General features: G+C 53.2%; 25 protein-coding genes. 23 read left to right on the top strand and 2 right to left on the bottom strand.

Going from position 1 to position 19,215, the window contains the following annotated elements:
* Positions 1-28 precede the first annotated feature (28 nt).
* The 10 genes from rseA (at position 29) to acpS (ending at position 8,847) form a co-directional block, all read left to right on the top strand.
* A complete protein-coding gene (gene rseA, locus AC4PCC_RS04825) occupies positions 29-679 on the top strand; it encodes an anti-sigma-E factor RseA (protein WP_492126583.1) in 651 nt (216 codons plus the stop codon).
* Entirely contained in the window at positions 679-1,632 is a 954-nt protein-coding gene (gene rseB / locus AC4PCC_RS04830) for a sigma-E factor regulatory protein RseB (protein WP_492126584.1), read from the top strand. The genes rseA and rseB overlap by 1 nt, the downstream gene beginning before the upstream one ends.
* Positions 1,629-2,087 (top strand): SoxR-reducing system protein RseC, encoded by a 459-nt coding sequence (rseC, locus tag AC4PCC_RS04835; protein ID WP_067709530.1) that lies wholly within the window; start codon positions 1,629-1,631, stop codon positions 2,085-2,087. The genes rseB and rseC overlap by 4 nt, the downstream gene beginning before the upstream one ends.
* A 332-nt stretch (positions 2,088-2,419) precedes the next feature.
* Positions 2,420-4,219, top strand: a complete 1,800-nt coding sequence (gene lepA, locus AC4PCC_RS04840) for a translation elongation factor 4 (protein ID WP_067709528.1) — start codon at positions 2,420-2,422, stop codon at positions 4,217-4,219.
* A 26-nt stretch (positions 4,220-4,245) separates the two neighbouring features.
* Entirely contained in the window at positions 4,246-5,205 is a 960-nt protein-coding gene (gene lepB / locus AC4PCC_RS04845; protein ID WP_067709526.1) for a signal peptidase I, read from the top strand.
* Between the two features lie 137 nt (positions 5,206-5,342).
* On the top strand, positions 5,343-6,023 hold the full coding sequence (gene rnc, locus AC4PCC_RS04850) for a ribonuclease III (RefSeq protein WP_067709524.1): 681 nt from the start codon (positions 5,343-5,345) through the stop codon (positions 6,021-6,023).
* Positions 6,020-6,925, top strand: a complete 906-nt coding sequence (era, locus tag AC4PCC_RS04855; protein WP_067709521.1) for a GTPase Era — start codon at positions 6,020-6,022, stop codon at positions 6,923-6,925. The genes rnc and era overlap by 4 nt, the downstream gene beginning before the upstream one ends.
* A gap of 5 nt (positions 6,926-6,930) precedes the next feature.
* Positions 6,931-7,665, top strand: a complete 735-nt coding sequence (recO, locus tag AC4PCC_RS04860) for a DNA repair protein RecO (RefSeq protein WP_067709518.1) — start codon at positions 6,931-6,933, stop codon at positions 7,663-7,665.
* Positions 7,666-7,735: 70 nt separating this feature from the next.
* Complete coding sequence (gene pdxJ / locus AC4PCC_RS04865; RefSeq protein ID WP_492126585.1) at positions 7,736-8,467, top strand: pyridoxine 5'-phosphate synthase; 732 nt, start codon at positions 7,736-7,738, stop codon at positions 8,465-8,467.
* Positions 8,467-8,847 (top strand): holo-ACP synthase, encoded by a 381-nt coding sequence (gene acpS / locus AC4PCC_RS04870; protein ID WP_492126586.1) that lies wholly within the window; start codon positions 8,467-8,469, stop codon positions 8,845-8,847. The genes pdxJ and acpS overlap by 1 nt, the downstream gene beginning before the upstream one ends.
* Before the next feature lie 33 nt (positions 8,848-8,880).
* Here acpS and AC4PCC_RS04875 read toward each other — a convergent pair whose 3' ends face one another.
* Together AC4PCC_RS04875 and AC4PCC_RS04880 are read right to left on the bottom strand one after the other, a co-directional pair.
* Positions 8,881-9,135, bottom strand: coding sequence for a YfhL family 4Fe-4S dicluster ferredoxin (locus AC4PCC_RS04875; protein ID WP_492126587.1), 255 nt, complete (start codon positions 9,133-9,135; stop codon positions 8,881-8,883).
* A 120-nt stretch (positions 9,136-9,255) separates the two neighbouring features.
* On the bottom strand, positions 9,256-9,951 hold the full coding sequence (locus AC4PCC_RS04880) for a S24 family peptidase (RefSeq protein WP_492126588.1): 696 nt from the start codon (positions 9,949-9,951) through the stop codon (positions 9,256-9,258).
* Positions 9,952-10,218: 267 nt separating this feature from the next.
* On the opposite strand from AC4PCC_RS04880, the gene AC4PCC_RS04885 reads away from it, so the two are divergent.
* The 13 genes from AC4PCC_RS04885 to AC4PCC_RS04945 all read left to right on the top strand — a co-directional run bounded on the left by AC4PCC_RS04885 (position 10,219) and on the right by AC4PCC_RS04945 (position 19,206).
* The gene (locus AC4PCC_RS04885; RefSeq protein WP_067709507.1) at positions 10,219-10,593 is read left to right on the top strand and encodes an antiterminator Q family protein; all 375 of its coding nucleotides are present in this window, start codon (positions 10,219-10,221) and stop codon (positions 10,591-10,593) included.
* Between the two features lie 865 nt (positions 10,594-11,458).
* On the top strand, positions 11,459-11,689 hold the full coding sequence (locus AC4PCC_RS04890; protein ID WP_067709664.1) for a class II holin family protein: 231 nt from the start codon (positions 11,459-11,461) through the stop codon (positions 11,687-11,689).
* Positions 11,690-11,693: 4 nt separating this feature from the next.
* Entirely contained in the window at positions 11,694-12,206 is a 513-nt protein-coding gene (locus AC4PCC_RS04895; RefSeq protein ID WP_492126589.1) for a lysozyme, read from the top strand.
* Positions 12,187-12,630: a lysis protein gene (locus AC4PCC_RS04900; protein WP_369815726.1), complete on the top strand. Its 444-nt coding sequence runs from the start codon at positions 12,187-12,189 to the stop codon at positions 12,628-12,630. The genes AC4PCC_RS04895 and AC4PCC_RS04900 overlap by 20 nt, the downstream gene beginning before the upstream one ends.
* Before the next feature lie 144 nt (positions 12,631-12,774).
* Positions 12,775-13,323: a phage neck terminator protein gene (locus AC4PCC_RS04905; RefSeq protein ID WP_492126590.1), complete on the top strand. Its 549-nt coding sequence runs from the start codon at positions 12,775-12,777 to the stop codon at positions 13,321-13,323.
* Between the two features lie 3 nt (positions 13,324-13,326).
* Positions 13,327-14,478: a DUF3383 family protein gene (locus AC4PCC_RS04910; protein ID WP_492126591.1), complete on the top strand. Its 1,152-nt coding sequence runs from the start codon at positions 13,327-13,329 to the stop codon at positions 14,476-14,478.
* 12 nt (positions 14,479-14,490) lie between these two features.
* Entirely contained in the window at positions 14,491-14,931 is a 441-nt protein-coding gene (locus tag AC4PCC_RS04915; RefSeq protein WP_067709499.1) for a phage structural protein, read from the top strand.
* 3 nt (positions 14,932-14,934) lie between these two features.
* Complete coding sequence (locus tag AC4PCC_RS04920) at positions 14,935-15,351, top strand: phage tail assembly chaperone (protein ID WP_492126592.1); 417 nt, start codon at positions 14,935-14,937, stop codon at positions 15,349-15,351.
* 44 nt (positions 15,352-15,395) lie between these two features.
* The gene (locus tag AC4PCC_RS04925; RefSeq protein WP_067709495.1) at positions 15,396-15,545 is read left to right on the top strand and encodes a DUF6889 family protein; all 150 of its coding nucleotides are present in this window, start codon (positions 15,396-15,398) and stop codon (positions 15,543-15,545) included.
* Entirely contained in the window at positions 15,538-17,295 is a 1,758-nt protein-coding gene (locus AC4PCC_RS04930) for a hypothetical protein (RefSeq protein ID WP_492126593.1), read from the top strand. The genes AC4PCC_RS04925 and AC4PCC_RS04930 overlap by 8 nt, the downstream gene beginning before the upstream one ends.
* Entirely contained in the window at positions 17,295-17,861 is a 567-nt protein-coding gene (locus AC4PCC_RS04935) for a phage baseplate protein (protein WP_067709490.1), read from the top strand. The genes AC4PCC_RS04930 and AC4PCC_RS04935 overlap by 1 nt, the downstream gene beginning before the upstream one ends.
* Entirely contained in the window at positions 17,858-18,166 is a 309-nt protein-coding gene (locus AC4PCC_RS04940) for a phage baseplate plug family protein (RefSeq protein ID WP_492126594.1), read from the top strand. Before AC4PCC_RS04935 ends, AC4PCC_RS04940 begins: the two co-directional genes overlap by 4 nt.
* Complete coding sequence (locus tag AC4PCC_RS04945; protein ID WP_492126595.1) at positions 18,163-19,206, top strand: hypothetical protein; 1,044 nt, start codon at positions 18,163-18,165, stop codon at positions 19,204-19,206. Before AC4PCC_RS04940 ends, AC4PCC_RS04945 begins: the two co-directional genes overlap by 4 nt.
* Positions 19,207-19,215: the final 9 nt, after the last annotated feature.

Genomic DNA, 19,215 nt, shown 5'->3' on the forward strand with positions numbered 1-19,215 from the left:
CAATAGCGGATACAGGAAGGTATAAGGCATGCAGAAAGAACAACTTTCCGCTTTAATGGACGGGGAAACTTTGGATAACGAAGTTTTGTCAGCCTTGTCTAACGACGCCACGCTCCAGAAAAACTGGGAAAGCTATCACCTGATTCGCGATACCCTGCGTGGCGATCTTGCGCCGGTGATGCATTTTGATATCGCCGACCGTGTTGCAGCGGCCATCGAACTTGAGCCGCGCAACAAAACGACGCCGCTTATTCCTGAAGCGCAGCCCAAACCGGAGCGCTACGAGAATATGCCGTTCTGGCACAAAGTGCGTCCCTGGGCGGCACAGATTACTCAGGTTGGTGTGGCTGCCTGTGTTTCACTGGCGGTGATTGTGGGTGTGCAACATTACAACCAGCCACAGAATGGTCAGACGGGATCGGATGCACCGGTGTTTAACACCCTGCCGATGATGGGTCAGGCCTCGCCGGTAAGCCTGGGTGTACCCTCTGAAAGCGCTGCGATGAGCAGTGCACCACAGCGCGTACAGGAACAGCGTCGCCGCGTTAACGCGATGCTCCAGGATTATGAACTGCAGCGCCGTCTGCATTCTGGCCAGGCTCAATTTGAACAAAACCCTGCGCAGCAGGCCGCCGTTCAGGTTCCTGGTAACCAGTCGTTAGGAATTCAGCAGCAGTAATGAAGCAACTTTGGTGTGCCGTCAGCCTTATGGCTGGCAGCCTGATGTACTCCTCAGTCGCCCCGGCGGAAACCACCTCCGGGGCGCTTCTGCAACAAATGGAGCAGGCCAGCCAGTCTCTTAATTACGAACTCGCCTACATCAACGTTTCCAGGCTCGGGATTGAATCCCTGCGCTACCGTCATGCTGTGCTCAACGATAAAGTCTACGCCCAGCTATTACAGATGGATGGTCCCCGGCGCGAAGTTATCCAGCGCGGCAAAGAAGTCAGCTACTTCGAGCCCGGTCTTGAACCCTTCACGCTAACCAGCGACCATATTGTTGATTCACTTCCCTCACTGGTGTTTGCCGATTTTCAGCAGGTTGCTGAGAATTACGATTTTGTGCCAGTAGGGCGTGCACGCATTGCCGATCAGCTGTGCGAAGTCGTCCGCATCGTGGCGCGAGACGGAACCCGCTACAGCTATATCGTCTGGCTGGACAGCGAAACAAAGCTGCCCCTGCGTATCGATCTCCTCGACCATGATGGTGAAACGCTTGAGCAATATCGTGTTGTCAGCTTCGCGGTGGACGATGGGGTGCGCAGAATGATGCAGGGGCTGGAAAAAGCCAACATGCCCCCTTCATTCTCGATGTCGGTGGGTGAGAAAGTGACGTTTAACTGGAAGCCCGGCTGGATCCCTGCCGGAATGAAAGAGCTGACGGAAAGCCGTCGACGCATTCCGGCGCTGAACAAGCTGGTGGATTCGCGGCTCTATTCAGACGGCCTGTTCACCTTCTCCATCAACGTGAGCGCGGCCGATAAAAATAGCGTTCCGCAGCTATTGCGCACAGGCCGTCGTACGGTGCAGACTGAAATACGCGATAATACTGAAATTACCCTTGTGGGTGAACTTCCCCCCTCAACGGCTAAGCGTATTACTGACGGCATTGTTTTAGGAGCAGCGCGATGATGAGAGAATGGGCCACGGTCGTTTCGTGGAAGGACGGCATAGCCACGCTTCATTCGGAAATGAAAACCTCCTGTAGTAGCTGTTCAGCCCGCAAGGGCTGCGGAAGCCAGGTGCTGAATAAGCTGGGGCCAAAAAATGCGCATGTGATGACGGTTGCAAGCAGCGAGCCGCTTATTGCTGGTCAGCGTATTGAGCTGGGTATTGCTGAAAAAAGCCTGCTGAGCTCAGCCCTGCTGGTCTATATGACGCCGCTGGTCGGCTTGTTCCTGGTGGCCGGCCTGTTTCAAATGCTGTTTCACAGCGATTTGGCCGCAGCGTCGGGCGCACTGCTGGGCGGAACAGGCGGATTTATTATCGCCAAAGGGATCTCGGTTTATTTGGGTAAATCGGCCTCCTTCCAGCCCGTCATTTTGAGCATCGCATTACCACCCGATGCCCTACGTGTTGAAACCTAATCCTGCCCCGGTTCATCGTTCACTGGCTCCCTTCAGGGGAAGCCGGTATCGGCTTATCCCCCGTTATCCGATCTCTGCTCCTTTCGTTAACCGCCCGCACAGTCAGACGGTGAATGAAATGCAGCGCTGTCATGCGTACGCCAGTCAGAAGGCAATGCATTAACAGGCAGGGTATATAATTTGATGAACCGCTATGTATGTGAATTCTTTCGTGGCGGGGGCTAACAGTGTAAGATGCGTGCTCATTGATGGCGGGTACATTGCGTGAAGTGTCCAGTGTTATGTTCACCGCAAGAACTAAACCGAACGTTTAAGCGAAAATATTCATATAAATGAAGCATATAAGAAACTTTTCTATCATCGCTCATATCGACCATGGCAAATCCACGCTATCCGATCGTTTAATTCAGATTTGTGGCGGCCTGACCGAACGTGAAATGGCGGCGCAGGTTCTGGATTCTATGGATTTAGAGCGCGAACGCGGCATTACCATCAAGGCGCAGAGCGTAACGCTCGACTATCACGCGCTGGACGGTGAAACTTACCAGCTCAATTTTATCGACACGCCGGGCCACGTGGACTTCTCTTATGAAGTTTCCCGCTCGCTGGCAGCCTGTGAAGGCGCTCTGCTGGTGGTTGACGCCGGGCAGGGTGTGGAAGCACAGACCCTGGCCAACTGCTACACGGCGATGGAAATGGATCTGGAAGTTGTACCGGTACTGAACAAGATCGATCTGCCCGCGGCCGATCCCGATCGCGTCTCGCAGGAAATCGAAGACATCGTGGGGATTGATGCCACCGATGCCGTTCGCTGCTCTGCGAAAACCGGCGTGGGCGTGCCCGACGTGCTGGAACGCCTGGTGCGAGACATTCCGCCACCGGAAGGCGACCCGGATGGGCCGTTACAGGCGCTGATTATCGACTCATGGTTCGATAACTATCTGGGCGTGGTATCGCTGATCCGCGTTAAAAACGGCACCCTGCGCAAGGGTGAAAAAGTAAAAGTCATGAGTACCGGGCAGAGCTACAACGCTGACCGCCTGGGTATTTTTACGCCAAAACGCGTCGATCGCGACGTGCTGAAGTGTGGTGAAGTTGGCTGGCTGGTCTGCGCCATTAAGGACATCCTGGGCGCTCCGGTGGGCGATACGCTGACGCTGGCACGTAATCCCGCCGATAAGTCGCTACCGGGCTTTAAGAAAGTGAAGCCGCAGGTTTACGCCGGGCTGTTTCCCATCAGCTCAGACGACTACGAAGCCTTCCGTGATGCGCTGGGCAAGCTGAGCCTCAATGACGCGTCGTTGTTCTACGAGCCAGAAAGTTCGACGGCACTGGGTTTCGGATTCCGCTGTGGTTTCCTTGGCCTGCTGCATATGGAGATCATTCAGGAGCGTCTGGAGCGTGAATACGATCTCGATCTGATTACTACCGCACCAACCGTCGTGTACGAAGTGATCACCACGTCGGGTGAGACGGTTCATGTAGACAGCCCATCCAAGCTGCCGCCGCTGAATAATATTGAAGAGCTGCGCGAGCCGATTGCGGAATGTCATATGCTGATGCCACAGGAATACCTTGGCAACGTGATTACTCTCTGTATTGAGAAACGCGGCGTACAGACCAATATGGTCTACCACGGTAATCAGGTCGCGCTGACCTATGACATTCCCATGGCGGAAGTGGTGCTCGACTTCTTCGATCGTCTCAAGTCGACGTCGCGCGGTTACGCCTCACTGGATTATAACTTCAAGCGCTTCCAGGCCTCCGACATGGTACGCGTAGACGTGCTGATTAACAGCGAGCGCGTCGATGCGCTGGCGCTGATCACCCACCGTGATAATGCTCCATACCGTGGACGTGACCTGGTGGAGAAAATGAAGGAGCTTATCCCGCGTCAGCAGTTTGATATTGCTATTCAGGCGGCGATTGGTAACCACATTATTGCCCGCTCTACCGTGAAGCAGCTGCGTAAAAACGTCCTGGCTAAATGCTACGGCGGGGATGTGAGCCGTAAGAAAAAGCTGCTGCAGAAACAGAAAGACGGTAAGAAACGCATGAAGCAGGTCGGTAACGTTGAGCTGCCTCAGGAAGCGTTCCTTGCCATTCTCCATGTCGGTAAAGACAGCAAATAGAGCCTGTGGGCTTTGAGGGAAGTGGAATGGCAAATATGTTCGCCCTGATTCTGGCGATTGCAACCTTACTCACCGGCATTGTCTGGTGTATTGATAAGTTTAAGTGGGCACCGGCCCGCCGGGCAAAGCTGGCACAGTCAGGCGCTGCCACGGGCACGCCGGAGCAGATTAAAGCGGCGAAGCAGCCTGGCTGGGTGGAAACCACTGCATCGGTATTTCCGGTGCTGCTGCTGGTGTTCGTGGTGCGTTCATTCATTTACGAACCCTTCCAGATCCCCTCCGGTTCGATGATGCCAACGCTTTTGATCGGGGACTTTATTCTGGTTGAAAAATTCGCTTACGGTATCAAAGACCCGATTACGCAAACTACGCTGATCCCGACCGGGCATCCGAAACGCGGCGATATCGCGGTGTTTAAATACCCCAAGGATCCGAGCCTGGACTATATCAAACGCGTGGTAGGGCTACCTGGCGATCGGGTCAGTTACGATCCGCAGAGCAAAACGGTGAGCATTAATCCGGCCTGCGCAGGCCAGTCCTGTGAAAAAGCGCTGCCGGTGACCTACTCCAACGTTGAGCCGAGCGATTTTATTCAGACCTTCAGCGGCTTTGACGGCAATGAAGTGGGCAATGGTTTTTATCAGATGCCGCAGGGCGAATCCATGCGCGGCGGACTGCGCCTGGCTACCCGCAATGAAACGCTGGGCGACGTCACGCACGCTATTTTGCTGGTCACCCAGGCACCAGGTCAGGCAAGCTCGTACTATCAGCAGCCGGGTCAGCCACAGTCGACGTGGGTGGTACCGCAGGGTATGTATTTCATGATGGGCGACAACCGCGATAACAGCGCAGACAGCCGCTACTGGGGCTTTGTTCCCGAGCGCAATCTGGTTGGTAAAGCGACCACCATCTGGATGAGCTTTAAGAAGCAGGAAGGTGAATGGCCTACTGGCGTTCGCCTGAGCCGCATTGGCGGTATTCACTGATGCCTACCTTTGGGTAGCATTACTTAGGCGGGTGAGTGCCTGTTGGCATTCACCCTGCACACGAAACAGTCCCGTGTTGGCGCGTCCAGCCCTGTTCCGTGTGCAGAATAATTGACGCATTCAGATACTGGTAACACATGAATCCCATCGTAATTAACAGGCTCCAGCGTAAGTTGGGCTACACTTTTACCCATCAGGAACTGTTACAGCAGGCACTCACGCACCGTAGCGCCAGCAGTAAACATAACGAAAGACTGGAGTTTCTGGGCGACTCAATCCTTAGCTATGTGATTGCTAATGCGCTCTATCAGCGTTTTCCACGCGTTGATGAAGGGGACATGAGCCGCATGCGCGCCACGCTGGTGCGCGGCAACACGCTGGCTGAAATGGCCCGTGAGTTTGATCTCGGTGAATGCCTCCGTCTCGGTCCCGGTGAATTGAAAAGCGGTGGCTACCGCCGTGAATCAATTCTGGCCGATACCGTAGAGGCGTTAATCGGCGGTGTTTTTCTGGACAGCGATATCCAGTCCGTTGAGAAACTGATCCTCAGCTGGTATGCCAGCCGTCTGGATGAGATAAGCCCGGGTGACAAACAGAAAGATCCCAAAACGCGTCTGCAGGAGTATCTGCAGGGTCGCCATCTGCCGCTGCCCTCCTATCTGGTGGTGCAGGTGCGTGGCGAAGCGCATGACCAGGAATTTACTATTCACTGCCAGGTAAGCGGCATGGCGGAACCGGTTGTAGGAACCGGATCCAGCCGTCGCAAAGCTGAGCAGGCAGCGGCCGAACAGGCCCTGATTAAGCTAGGACTTGAATGAGCGAACAAACCACCCATTGCGGCTTTATTGCTATCGTAGGCCGCCCAAACGTCGGGAAATCCACTTTACTGAACCAGCTTCTGGGGCAGAAGATTTCTATTACCTCGCGTAAGCCGCAAACCACGCGTCACCGCATTATGGGGATCCACACCGAAGACGGCTATCAGGCCATCTATGTGGATACACCCGGCCTGCATATGGAAGAGAAGCGGGCGATCAACCGTCTGATGAACCGTGCGGCAAGCAGCTCAATCGGTGACGTCGAACTGGTTATCTTTGTTGTGGAAGGGACGCGCTGGACGGCTGACGATGAAATGGTGGTCAACAAGCTGAAAGATGGCAAAGTGCCGGTTCTGCTTGCCATCAACAAAGTTGACAACATTACTGACAAAAGCATCCTGCTGCCGCACATGCAGTTTCTCAGTCAGCAGATGAACTTTATGGACGTGGTGCCGATCTCCGCTGAAAGCGGTAAAAATGTCGACACCATTGCCAGTATTGTGCGTAAGCGCCTGCCGGAAGCTATCCATCACTTCCCGGAAGACTACATCACTGACCGTTCGCAGCGCTTTATGGCTTCCGAAATGATCCGTGAAAAGCTGATGCGCTTTCTGGGCGCGGAGCTGCCCTATTCGGTGACGGTTGAAATCGAACAGTTCGTGACCAATGCGCGGGGCGGCTACGATATCCACGGTCTGATTCTGGTTGAGCGTGAAGGCCAGAAGAAAATGGTTATTGGCAACAAAGGCGCCAAAATCAAAACGATTGGTATTGAAGCCCGTAAGGATATGGAAGAGATGTTCGAGGTGAAGGTCCACCTTGAACTGTGGGTTAAAGTGAAGTCGGGCTGGGCGGATGACGAGCGTGCTCTGCGCAGCCTGGGCTACACTGACGATCTCTGATCCTGATGGAAGGCTGGCAGCGCGCGTTTGTACTGCATGGACGCCCATGGAGCGAAACCAGCCTGATGCTCGACCTCTTTTCTGAAAATTACGGACGCATCCGCGTTGTTGCCAAAGGCGCACGCGGAAAGCGCTCCAGCCTGAAAGGCGCGCTGCAACCCTTCACCCCACTGCTGGTGCGGTGGGGGGGACGCGGAGAAGTAAAAACGCTGCGCGGGGCTGAACCTATCTCTCTGGCTTTACCCCTTTCTGGCATTACCCTTTACTGCGGCCTCTACGTTAATGAACTGCTCTCACGCGTACTGGAGCAGGAAACCGCCTTCACCGAGCTTTTTTTCGACTATCTCTACTGCCTGCAGGCGCTGGCAGCAGCCAGTGGTTCACCTGAACCTGCGCTGCGCCGGTTCGAGCTGGCAATGCTGGGCCACCTGGGCTACGGCGTCGACTTTCTGCACTGCGCGGGGAGTGGCGAAGAGGTGGCTGAGGGCATGACCTACAGCTACCGTGAAGAGAAAGGCTTTATTGCCAGCCTGGTGATAAACCATAATACCTTTACCGGACGTCAGCTGCGGGCGCTTTACGAGCGAACCTTTCCCGATGCGGATACGCTGCGCGCCGCCAAGCGCTTTACGCGCATTGCGCTAAAGCCTTATCTTGGGGGAAAGCCGCTGAAAAGCCAGGAGCTTTTCCGTCAGTTTATTCCCAAAAAGCGCGCCGACCCGCTTACTGATGCTGAATAAGCACGCGCTTATACCGGCAGGCGCAATGAACAATTTACTCTGCAAATACTGTGAAAAATTGAGGTCCGCTATGGCTGAATTATTGTTAGGCGTTAATATCGATCACGTTGCAACTGTGCGTAATGCGCGCGGTACTCACTACCCGGATCCGGTGCAGGCGGCTTTTGTTTCTGAACAGGCGGGGGCGGATGGCATCACCGTACATCTGCGGGAAGACCGTCGTCATATCACCGATCGTGACGTGCGCATCCTGCGGCAAACTATTCAGACGCGCATGAATCTTGAAATGGCCGTTACCGACGAGATGATCGATATTGCCTGCGAAATCAAGCCGCATTTCTGCTGTCTGGTGCCTGAAAAGCGTGAGGAAGTCACCACCGAGGGCGGTCTGGACGTGGCCGGTCAGCTGGAAAAGATCACCGTTGCCGTCTCGCGCCTGAAAGAAGCGGGGATCCTGGTATCGCTGTTTATCGATCCCGATCATCAGCAAATTGATGCCGCCATGGCTACCGGCGCACCCTTTATCGAAATTCATACCGGTGCCTATGCTGAAGCCGGTGAGGGACGGCTGCGTGATGCGGAATTCAAACGCATTAAAGATGCGGCGGTTTATGCTGATGGCAAGGGGCTGAAAGTGAATGCCGGGCATGGACTGACTTACCACAACGTTCAGCCGATTGCCGCGCTGCCACAGATGCACGAGCTTAATATCGGTCACGCCATCATTGGTCGGGCGGTGATGAGCGGGCTGGCGGAAGCGGTTAAAGAGATGAAAAACCTGCTGCGGGAAGCGCGTCGCTAATGGCGATTCTTGGCCTTGGCAGCGATATTGTGGAAATTGCCCGTATTGAAGGGGTAATTTCCCGTTCCGGCGATCGGCTGGCGAAGCGGGTGCTGAGTGAAAATGAATGGCAGCAGTATCTGGCCCATCAGCAGCCGGTGCGGTTCCTTGCCAAACGCTTCGCGGTGAAAGAAGCGGCAGCTAAAGCCTTTGGCACCGGCATTCGCGGCGGTCTGGCGTTTAATCAATTTGAAGTTTATAACGATGAGCTGGGAAAGCCGGGCCTGCGCTTTTTTCAGCAGGCGGCTGACGTGGCGAAGAGGCTGGGCGTGGTTCATGTTCATGTCACGCTGGCTGACGAGCGTCATTACGCCTGCGCCACGGTAATTATTGAGAGTTAAGCAGGCAGGAACCTGGCTGCATAATCCCCCCGATCAGCTGGCGTGATGCAGCACCACAAATTTTTCCCACAGCCGTTCTCGGCTTTCAGTACGGTCCGGGTCGGTCACAACGGTATTGTCGATCGGGCAGACCTGCTGGCAGGTTGGGGTATCGTAATGCCCTACGCACTCGGTACAGCGATCGGCATCAATCTGGTAAATCGCATCGCCCATGGAGATGGCCTGATTAGGGCATTCAGGCTCGCACATGTCGCAGTTAATACAGTGCCGGGTAATTAGCAAAGCCATATAACGTTCATTTCCATAACCCGTTTCACGGGCAATCGTTTGACTGACGGCAATAATTTACCATATTGCCGCCTCTGCAGGCGAGTGCTGACTGCCCCGACCCTGACTAAGGTCAGGTAATCAGGGATACCAGAGCGATGATTTTGCAATCCCCGCCACGTACTGCATTTTTGTCACATCCTGCACGGCAATACGAATGGGGGCATGATCTTCATTCACCGGTAAAAGGTGGAAAAAACCATCTCGTTTGAACAGAAACGTTTTGACCATCACTTCGCCATTATTCGTCACTACCAGCACCTCGTCACCAGGATGAAAATTCTGGTTAGGTTCGACGATAACAAACTCACCCTCCTTAATACGCGGCATCATTGAATCACCCACGCACTTAAGCGCGTAGACGTCATGATCGCTGGAGGGCCAGCGTAGAAAACCGTCTCCGTTCCCGACCGGATACTGCATATCGCTCCAGTAGCCGCCATGTCCCAGCTGAGTATTCCCCAGTACCGGCACTTTTTGCAGCGCAAATGAGTGAAGGTCGCCATCAATCTGAATCAGGTTACTGCTTTGTACCGATCTCAGGTCGCGTTCGATAAGATCAACGGGGGATACCTGAAAGTAATCAGCCAGGTATTTCAGCGTCGTATACTTGGGATCCTTCACCTCACCGGTCAGCAACCGATGCAGCGTTGACTGCTGTAAATTTACTCTTTTTGACAGCTCAGTTACGCTTATAATTCCGCTTTGATCCATTAAGTGTTTGATATTTCGGTTAAGAATATCGAGATCAAAAATCATCGTGTTATCTCTCGTCAAATTTTCCTGTTGGGTAATGCATTTTTGCATTAAAAATGCTTTTCTAATCGTTTGTGGGTTGATGCCTAATGCATTTTAGTATAGATTGCCAACATTGTCACCATCGATAAGCCGGATTAAAGCATGTCTGGTGAGCCTGCGGTCAGTTCGGGCGTACGTTCGGACCCTTAGGGGCAACGCGTCGTAACAGAACAGATATCAGGAAGATGGAGGGGCAGACGGCAGGGGAAATATCACCCGGGACAGGATTACGTAAGAGGGGGCTATATGCGGGATATACAAAAGGTACTGGAAAGATGGGGCGGATGGGCTGCGGCAGAGGGCACACAGCTGGACTGGTCACCTGTAGCGGCAGGTTTTAAAAGCCTGTTACCGACAGAGAGTAAGTCCCGTCTGTCCTGCTGTGATAATGACGGGATGATTATTGACTCCGCCATTGCCACATTAAAAAGGGTGGGGCGCGATGAAGAGGTTGATCTGGTTGTTCTACACTATATGTATAATGTGTCGAAATCGGGTATTGCCCGTAAGCTGAAATGTTCTGAAGGGAAAATCCGTAACCAGCTGATGATAGCCGAGACGTTTATTGATGCCTGCATTATTATGACGGACGCGAAACTCGAAATGGACGCATGGGTTTAAAATTTTCAATAATAAGTCTTTTCGTAACGAATTATCCCTGATAATCTGATAAAAATTGAAATTAACTGATTAAATCTGAGCGATTTTACTGGATGAATCACAGTTATTTCCTTTAGCCCTTAAGGGGTTTAGTTAGTAATGAAATCCTGTTCTTTGAGCCCACGGGTTGTGGGAGTGTTTTACGGGCGATGATTTATTAATATTTGAAAAAAATCATACTAAGTGCTTTTCGTAACGAAATTAACGAGGTACTGTATTAGCATGCAAGTAAAGATGCTGTCGCTGTAAAAAAACCTGCCTTCATGGCAGGTTTTTTTATGGGTAAAACAAAATGTTATTTGATTCGTTATGTAATCAACTGCGTATTTTTTTTGGTTGAGAAATAAAAAATAAAAGCTTTTCGTAACGAAATTCATCCTCTACTATAGCATCATGAAATAACTAAGCCGGTGATGATTGGTTGGGTTGTTAAGTGAGTTTCATGCGGATAGCATGTGCTGTATATAAATGATGTTTATGATGTGCATCTGATTAAATTCAAAAAAAATCCCAGTAACGCTTTTCGTAACGAATTCTACACTGTAGTGTGAAAGCATACAGATTGAATAAGAACAGATGCGACTGGCGGATTTCCCGGTGCGAGAGGCCTTGCTGTAAGGCGTGTTACTTCACCTTCGATTAACGACTCCTTTTATCAATATTTATTTAATAACAGGAGGGTAATTAGTTTGATTACACTACTCAGCAATCTGACTCGTTTAGTCAGGTGTCAATATCCCTCCAATGGAAAGGAATATACGGGTTAGATTGCCTCAATAATTCATCAGGGCGGATAATTCCGCCGATGAGGATGAGCGACAATACGATGAACAATTTAACGTCTGGCGCCGCCTATGGTGCAGCGATAGGGACAATGGCGAATGGATTCCTTAATTGCTTCAGCCCGGATGAATGGAGCGCAATCGGCGTGCTTGCAGGAATATTAGTAGCACTTTTTACCTTCGTTATTAACTGGTATTACCGGCGAAAAATGACGATAGCTCAAATAAAAGCGCTGCAAAGATGCACTCATGTCTTAACGGAGATCGACGAGTAAATTTATGGCGTTATCACCTAAATTGAAAAAAAGGCTTATCGCCGCGGCTGGCAGCGGGGCCTTTATTATCGCCACGCATCTTTTGCAGGGCGAGGAGGGTCTTGAAGGGCGGGTATATCGCCCCTACCGCGATGTCGCCGGAATCTGGACGGTATGCGATGGTCACACCGGCAGAGGCATTGTTCCAGGTAAAATTTATACAGACCAGCAGTGCGATAGCCTCCTCAGGGACGATCTTAAGCCTGTTGAGCAGGCGGTGGACGGTCTGGTAAAGGTGCCGCTTAACGAATATCAGCGCGCAGCACTGTATAGTTTTACCTTTAATGTAGGTATTACGGCCTTCCGGCAATCGACTCTGCTAAGTGAACTGAATGCGGGTCACTATCAAAATGCCTGCGATCAAATGCGACGCTGGGTTTATGCTGGCGGGAAAAAATGGCGAGGGTTGATAAATCGTCGTGAAACCGAGCGCTCTGTATGTTTACTGGAAGATGGAAATGAACTGGCTGAGCGTTAAGTTAGGAATAATGATGGCGGGTTTACTGGTTGTTTTTATTCTGGCAAAAACCGCAATATTTTATCGAAGCGAATATCATCATGCGCTTAAACGCGTGGATGAAAAACAAACGCTTATTAAGGATATGCAGCAGCGTGAAAAGAAAGTTAGTCAGATTGATAAGGAGTATTCAAACAAGCTGCAACAGGCTCTGGAAAATGTCAGCCAGCTTGAGCATTCTCTCTCTGCTGGTCGCAGGTTGCAGTTCGCCGCCACCTGCAATCGCAGTAATTCCACCCCCGGCGTGGATGATGCAACCCGCGCCAGACCTGATAACACCGCTGAACGGGATTATTTCACTCTCCGGCGAAGAATCGAAATCGCCAGAGCGCAAATAAGCGGGCTCCAGGCTTATATCCGCTCGCAGTGCCTGAATGAACATTAAATAGCTGCGCTTAATACCGCTCCGCTTGTAGCACCTTTAGGCAGAGCGATTGCGTTAACTGATGCGAAACAGCGACCATTTTTTAACTAAAATGGCGGGCCTTTCTGCGAAAATTAAGAACTGATAAATGATGATGGAGGTGAATTGAGTAATAACTCAACGACTGAATCAGGGTGGCTGACGCCCCTGAATAGTGAGGCTGTTTACGATGATGCATTGGTTGAACAGCTACAGCAATGGGTAAGCGGTATTACCGGCTTGCCAGCGGCCAGTGTTATTGCTGCCGGGCCAGTAAAGACATCCTCTGCATTTACGGCTGAAGAAAATGGCTGCGCCATCGCGGTGAGTACTCTTTCTTCCACGGGTGCGCCGGTAATACAAAATCAACAGGAGGGGAATGCTGAATTATGGCGCTATGAGCTTATTGAATGCGATATCACCTTTTATGGTCCTGAAGGACAGCGTTATGCCACCCGATTACGGGATGGCTTAACAATATCGCAAAATATCGATGAGCTTAAGCGCTTTGATATCAGTGCAGAGAACTGTGGCGATATAACGTCGTCTTTTGAAACTACGGACAATATCTCGCGGCGGATTAATCAGCTACGGGTGCGTCTGGATCGTAAAACTGTCCGTTTATACGGCATTAAATCACTGGTGGAAACACCTTTTAATCTGATTGGAGAATAAAGTATGTCACAAGGATTACCTTTATCCAGCATTGTGAACGTTGACGTTATTATGTCGCCTGCCGCGGCAACGGGCCGCAACTTTGGCTCAATGCTGATTCTGGGCAGTTCAACGGTTATCCCCGTTTCCGAACGCCTGCGCCTCTATTCCTCTGCGGAAGATATCGGCACGGACTTTGGTATTGCTTCTGCTGAGTATCAGGCAGCCTCAGTCTATTTTGCTCAGTCGCCGAAACCTCAGCAGCTCTATATTGGCCGCTGGGCGAAAACGCTGGCGACCGGCGAAGCGGGCGAGGCTGAAACCCTCCCTCAGGCGGTGAACGCACTGCTGCAGTATACCGAATGGTATGGTCTGGCGATTGCCGCCTCCGGCGATGATGCCGTAACCGATAGCGACCTGCTGGCCGTTGCCGCCGCCATTGAGTCATCCAGCCAGAGCCGGGTCTTTGCCGTCACCACGGATAATGCAGAAACGCTTGATGCGACCTCCCAGAGCGATCTGGCGGCGAAGCTGAAAGTAGCGGGCTATGGCCGCACCTTCGTTCAGTACTCCACCAGCAGCCAGTATGCCGCTATCTCGGCGTTCGCCAGGGCGTTCACCGTCAACTTTAGCGGCAGCAACACTACGCTGACCCTTAAGTTCAAAACCGAGCCGGGCGTGGGCTACGAAAAACTGACCAGCAATCAGGCGGCGGCGCTGACGGCGAAACATGCCAACGTCTACGTTCTCTATGCCAATGATACCGCCATTTTGCAGCAGGGCGTCATGGCGAACGGCGACTTCTTTGATGAGCGCCACGGGCTGGACTGGTTGCAGAACTCGGTGCAGACCAACCTTTTCAACCTGCTTTACACCTCAACCAGCAAGATCCCACAGACCGAAGCGGGGATCACCCGACTGATGACTAACGTCGAAGCCTCCATGGCACAGGCGGCAACCAACGGTCTGGTCGCCCCGGGTGTCTGGAGCGGTGGCGACATCGGCCAGCTCAGCTCGGGCGATACGCTGACCAAAGGGTATTACGTCTATGCCCAGCCTCTGGCAACCCAGGCGCAGGCCGATCGGGAAGCCCGTAAAGCGCCGCTGATTCAGGTGGCATGCAAACTGGCGGGTGCTGTGCACTACGCCGACGTTCAAATTAATGTAGTTCGCTAAGGAGATATCACAATGGCAGCATATTCTTTTATGGATGTAACGGCGTCTTTTGTCGGTCCAGGCGTCGTCTTCGACGTGGGCAGCGGTTCTGCTCACTCAGACGAGGGTATTACCGTCGCCATGGCGGGTAATAAAAACACCATGACCCTGGGTATTGATGGCGAAGGGATGAACTCCCTGCTGCCCGGTAAAAGCGGCACCATCACCATCAACCTGCTCCAGACGTCACCGGTCAATAAAAAACTGTCTCTTGCCTACAATGCGCAGAGTGAGTCCTCTGCCACCTGGGGGAATAACGTTATTGTCATTCGCAATAACGCCTCAGGCGACGTGATTACCGCGCGCGGCGTGGCGTTCAACAAACTTCCCGATATGAAATTCACCAAAGAGGGCGGCACGCTGAGCTGGGTATTTGACTGCATCAAGATTGATCAGGTGATGGGAGTGTATTGATTTATGGAATTCGATATTAAAGATATTCCGTACCGTACAACCCGGCTGGGCGTATTTGAACAGCTGAAAGTCTCCCGTAAATTACTCCCGGTTCTGGCCGGGATAGCCTCGGATATTGAAGGCATCAAAAGCGTTGCGGCCAGGGGGAATCTTAGCCAGGCGCTGGAAACGGCGCTGCCTAAGATCGCTAATGCGCTCTCTGATATGAGCGACGACGACGTTAACGCCATTCTGCATCCCTGCCTGGCGGTCGTTTCCCGCCAGCAGGGTAAGGGATGGGTGCCGGTGTTTACCCAGGGCACGCTGATGTTCGACGACCTGGATCTTATGACGATGCTGAAGCTGGTTGCGCGCGTGGTGGAGGAGTCGCTGGGAAATTTTTTGCCAGAACGCCCCGCCAGCGAGACTGCGCCGTCGTAAGTGGCTTAACGCTGGAAACCCTTCCAGACGATGAAGATTTTCTGATGCGCCCGGTGGAAGCCGGGTATATCAGCTACGCCGCCCTCAAGGATGGCACGGTCGACCTGGCGGACATTGCCCGCATGAACGACTGGCTGGATCTGAAGGCGGATAACGAAAACCGCATTATTCGATGGAAACAGGCTAATGAGTGATGAAGGCGTAGCGGGCTTACCGGCTGTGCTGGAAGAATATCAGCGGAAAGAAAGCAGCGGGGCGGGGGCCTTCGCGACGAAGGCATTTGATCAACTACTGGCCGGGCTTAACAAGCTTGAGGAGAGCAAGGCGTTAAATCAGGTCGTGTCCTTTATGGACCATGCGACAGCAATATTACCGCAGTTCGGCGCGGCATTGGGGACGATTAGCGACGTGGTGGCCCGCACCACCGGGCATATCGCCACGGCCGTAAACTATGTCATTCAGGTTTCCGGGCGTTTTGAGCAGCTGGGCTGGCGTGCACAACAGGCCGGTATGAGCGCCGCCGATACCCAGGGGCTTGACTACGCCGGTGCGCAAACCGGCGTCGGTGGCGATGCCCTGCTTAAGGCCGTTACGGCGCTTGCCGATCGGGTGAAAAGTTCGCCCGAGTCAGAGGCGCTGCTTAACCGGCTCGGCGTTACCACGCGGGATGATAAGGGCCAGCTCAGTTCGGCAGGCCAGATTTTTAACGGCGCCAGCAGTAAGCTGGCGGCCCTTCCACAGGCGCAGGCGGCGGACTTTGCCAGCAGGCTGAATATCAATCCGCAGATCGCTACGGCCATGCGCCAGGGACTGGGGGAATTTAGCGCGGAATATGCCCGCATCGTCGACACTCTCGGCGTCAATATGAGCCAGGTGACCGCCAGTGGTCATCATATGATGACGGCCCAGCGGCGCATCAGTCAGGTCGGCGACCTGGTTCAGGCTAAAAGCGGCAGTCGGCTGATGGACGGCCTGGCAGACTCCTTTGATCGCTTAAGCGGCAGGCTACTGGAGAATGCGCCCGATATTGAGCGCACGCTGGGTAAGGTGGTGGATATCCTGCTCAGCGTGGCGGAAGTGGGGGAGCGTGTTGTCGTGCGGCTGGTGCAGGGCGCAAACGATCTGACGGGCTGGTGGGACGGACTGGATAACGGCACAAAGCAGCTGATAACCATTTTGGGTGAAGTGACGGTTGCCTGGATGCTGTTAAACAGTGCATTTCTGCTCTCACCGATCGGCATCATCGCCGGGCTGGGCGTGGCAATACTCGCGTTATACGACGACTACAAAACCTGGCAGGAGGGGGGCAAGTCCCTTATTGACTGGGATACGTGGGCACCCGGTATTGCCGCCGCGAAAACGGCGATTGGCTGGCTGGTAGATAAGTTCAACAAGCTGAATCAGGGCACGCTTGACTGGAAAGAGGGGCTGAAAACCCTGTCGGAGTTCCTGACGGGGAATTGGTCGCCCGATATGATCGCGGCCGTGGAAAAGGTAAAGGCCTTTCTTAACCGCTTCTTTACGGAGATGGGCAAAGAGCTGGCCGAAGGGCCATTTGTATCTTTTCTGCATAAGGTGCATTTTTTCTCTGATAAGGACATTGAGGATATGAAGCATTCCTTTACCGGGCTCTTTTCACCGAATGGAACTGACGAAAAGAGCCCCGCGAGCGGAGTGCAGAGTGCCTTATCCGGGCCGACGAAGGCCCTGAATGCTCAACTGCTGATGCTGCATGCGGCGAGTATTCAGGCCACGGACGGACGACAGCCCTCAGTCAGTGAGGTGAACAGCGTTAACCAGGATAAGGTGGTGAATCTCCAGCAGGAGACGCATATCAACGTCAGCGGTTCGGCCGATCCCGTTGCCACCGCCTGGCAGGTTAAGCAGCATCAGCACGATGTTAACGCTTATTTCGTTGAGCAAGCTTCTGCGAGGCCAACATAATGGATCTTTTCTCAACACTTTTTACCCTACAGCGTCGGCAGATTGGCGTGCTGATCCCGGATGTGGTGACCGCTGAAACCCATACCGATACGTTAACGACCGCCAGCCACCCGGTTGAGCGGGGAGCAAAAATCTACGACCATGCCTGGCAAAATCCCGCCCAGCTGGATATGACGATTGGGTGCGCGGGCGGCGGCTCGCTGCTGGACTTATGGGATACCCGTTCGCTCGCGTCCGGCCTGAGTCTGGGGCAGAGCCCGAAAGAGGTGTATCAAAAATTACGCGACGCGCAGCAAAATCGGGAGCTGCTGGACGTGGTGACCGGCAAGCGCTTATATCGCAATATGCTGATCACCTCGATAACCGTGTCGGGCAGCAGGGACAATGAAAATGCATTGATTGCCACTTTAAAGCTGACTGAAGTGCTGGTCAGCGAAACGCAGCTGAGCTACAGCGCCGGGAAAGACAATATGCAGCAGGGCGTGGCCACCGCCGAGGTGCATAACAGCGGTAAGAAAGTCACCCGGCCATGGAGCGGCACGTCGGCTATAAGGGGGGCAGCGTGAATATCAATGAAATTCCGTTATCTGCGGATAATCAGCGATTCGATATCTCCATCAACAATATCAGTTATCGCATCGGCCTGCTGTGGCGCGATCCCTGCTGGATTCTGGATCTTCAGGATATTAACGGCAGCGATATTATCACCGGTCTGCCGCTGGTGGCTGATGTTAACCTGCTGGAGCAGCACGGCTACCTCAACCTGGGTTTCGGGCTGGCGGTTTTCTGTGACGACCCCACGGCGGGATCGCCCGGGCAGTTTGATCTCGGTACTAAGAGTCATCTTTGCGTCCTGACGGAGTCACTATGAGCGTCAACTGGAACCGCTATCTCGAGCTGGTCCTGACGGATAAGGACCAGCAAAATTACGTCTTAGGCGATTTGAAAATCACCTTTACCATCACCACCGACGTCAGTAAACCCGGTAGTGAGGCGACCATCGCCCTTTATAATCTGGCGGAGGGCACCCGCAATAAAATTCTGAAAGGAGAGTTTACCCGAATTAAAGTGGTGGCGGGTTATCAGGGGATCGCGCCGGCGGTTCAAAGCAGCGAGGTAGGCGTTGCTGTGCCAGTTTCGCAGGAGGAGACGGGCCAGAGTCGGGGACTGAACTATGGTGAGATCTTTAGCGGCGAGATCCGCTATGCCACCACTCAGCAGGAATCGACACCCGATTACGCGATGATCGTGCATGCCGTCGATGGACACCGGGCGGCCTTAACCACCACCCTGAAAAGTACGCTGGCGGCAGGTTATCGGCCTGGGGATGTTTATTCGCTTACCCTGCGCAACTTCGACCCGGCAGGCGTAACGTCAGGCGCAACCGGCACCCTGCCTGACACGCGCTTCCCGCGCGGACGGGTGTTTTATCAGACGGCCGCGCAGACGATGGATAACGTGGCTGCGCAGTGCCGCTCAAGCTGGCAGTTTGTTGATGGAAAGCTGCAAATGGTACCGGAGGAGAGCTACCTATCGTCCTCGGTGGTACTTAACTATCAGTCCGGCCTGATTGGCGTGCCTTCGGTAAACATTGATAACGGGATAACGGTGAAATGTCTCATCAACCCCAATATCCGTCTTCACGGCACCGTTGAGATTAAGCGAAGCATGTTAACTCAGGATGATGCCGCATCTTCGTCACAGGGCACGGCGGCAGCCGGAGCAAAGGACACCCAGAAGGGGGCGGACAGTAAAAGCCATGCGGGCGATCTCTCCTCCGAGGGGGTATATATCGTCAAATCCATTACTTACGACGGCGATACCCGTGGTACCAACTGGTATATGACCCTGCTGTGCATTGCCCGGGAAAACCAGACGCTGATTAACCTCACCCCGCAAAAAGCAACCTAACACTCGCGC

The organism is Erwinia sp. L03-1, from assembly GCF_058686115.1.

What these genes read in the sequence shown, in the direction of transcription:
- rseA (WP_492126583.1), top strand. Translation starts at nt 29, where the DNA reads ATGCAGAAAGAACAACTTTCCGCTTTAATGGACGGGGAAACTTTGGAT.
- rseB (WP_492126584.1), top strand. Translation starts at nt 679, where the DNA reads ATGAAGCAACTTTGGTGTGCCGTCAGCCTTATGGCTGGCAGCCTGATG.
- rseC (WP_067709530.1), top strand. Translation starts at nt 1,629, where the DNA reads ATGATGAGAGAATGGGCCACGGTCGTTTCGTGGAAGGACGGCATAGCC.
- lepA (WP_067709528.1), top strand. Translation starts at nt 2,420, where the DNA reads ATGAAGCATATAAGAAACTTTTCTATCATCGCTCATATCGACCATGGC.
- lepB (WP_067709526.1), top strand. Translation starts at nt 4,246, where the DNA reads ATGGCAAATATGTTCGCCCTGATTCTGGCGATTGCAACCTTACTCACC.
- rnc (WP_067709524.1), top strand. Translation starts at nt 5,343, where the DNA reads ATGAATCCCATCGTAATTAACAGGCTCCAGCGTAAGTTGGGCTACACT.
- era (WP_067709521.1), top strand. Translation starts at nt 6,020, where the DNA reads ATGAGCGAACAAACCACCCATTGCGGCTTTATTGCTATCGTAGGCCGC.
- recO (WP_067709518.1), top strand. Translation starts at nt 6,931, where the DNA reads ATGGAAGGCTGGCAGCGCGCGTTTGTACTGCATGGACGCCCATGGAGC.
- pdxJ (WP_492126585.1), top strand. Translation starts at nt 7,736, where the DNA reads ATGGCTGAATTATTGTTAGGCGTTAATATCGATCACGTTGCAACTGTG.
- acpS (WP_492126586.1), top strand. Translation starts at nt 8,467, where the DNA reads ATGGCGATTCTTGGCCTTGGCAGCGATATTGTGGAAATTGCCCGTATT.
- AC4PCC_RS04875 (WP_492126587.1), bottom strand. Translation starts at nt 9,135, where the DNA reads ATGGCTTTGCTAATTACCCGGCACTGTATTAACTGCGACATGTGCGAG.
- AC4PCC_RS04885 (WP_067709507.1), top strand. Translation starts at nt 10,219, where the DNA reads ATGCGGGATATACAAAAGGTACTGGAAAGATGGGGCGGATGGGCTGCG.
- AC4PCC_RS04890 (WP_067709664.1), top strand. Translation starts at nt 11,459, where the DNA reads ATGAACAATTTAACGTCTGGCGCCGCCTATGGTGCAGCGATAGGGACA.
- AC4PCC_RS04895 (WP_492126589.1), top strand. Translation starts at nt 11,694, where the DNA reads ATGGCGTTATCACCTAAATTGAAAAAAAGGCTTATCGCCGCGGCTGGC.
- AC4PCC_RS04900 (WP_369815726.1), top strand. Translation starts at nt 12,187, where the DNA reads ATGAACTGGCTGAGCGTTAAGTTAGGAATAATGATGGCGGGTTTACTG.
- AC4PCC_RS04910 (WP_492126591.1), top strand. Translation starts at nt 13,327, where the DNA reads ATGTCACAAGGATTACCTTTATCCAGCATTGTGAACGTTGACGTTATT.
- AC4PCC_RS04915 (WP_067709499.1), top strand. Translation starts at nt 14,491, where the DNA reads ATGGCAGCATATTCTTTTATGGATGTAACGGCGTCTTTTGTCGGTCCA.
- AC4PCC_RS04920 (WP_492126592.1), top strand. Translation starts at nt 14,935, where the DNA reads ATGGAATTCGATATTAAAGATATTCCGTACCGTACAACCCGGCTGGGC.
- AC4PCC_RS04925 (WP_067709495.1), top strand. Translation starts at nt 15,396, where the DNA reads ATGCGCCCGGTGGAAGCCGGGTATATCAGCTACGCCGCCCTCAAGGAT.
- AC4PCC_RS04930 (WP_492126593.1), top strand. Translation starts at nt 15,538, where the DNA reads ATGAGTGATGAAGGCGTAGCGGGCTTACCGGCTGTGCTGGAAGAATAT.
- AC4PCC_RS04935 (WP_067709490.1), top strand. Translation starts at nt 17,295, where the DNA reads ATGGATCTTTTCTCAACACTTTTTACCCTACAGCGTCGGCAGATTGGC.
- AC4PCC_RS04945 (WP_492126595.1), top strand. Translation starts at nt 18,163, where the DNA reads ATGAGCGTCAACTGGAACCGCTATCTCGAGCTGGTCCTGACGGATAAG.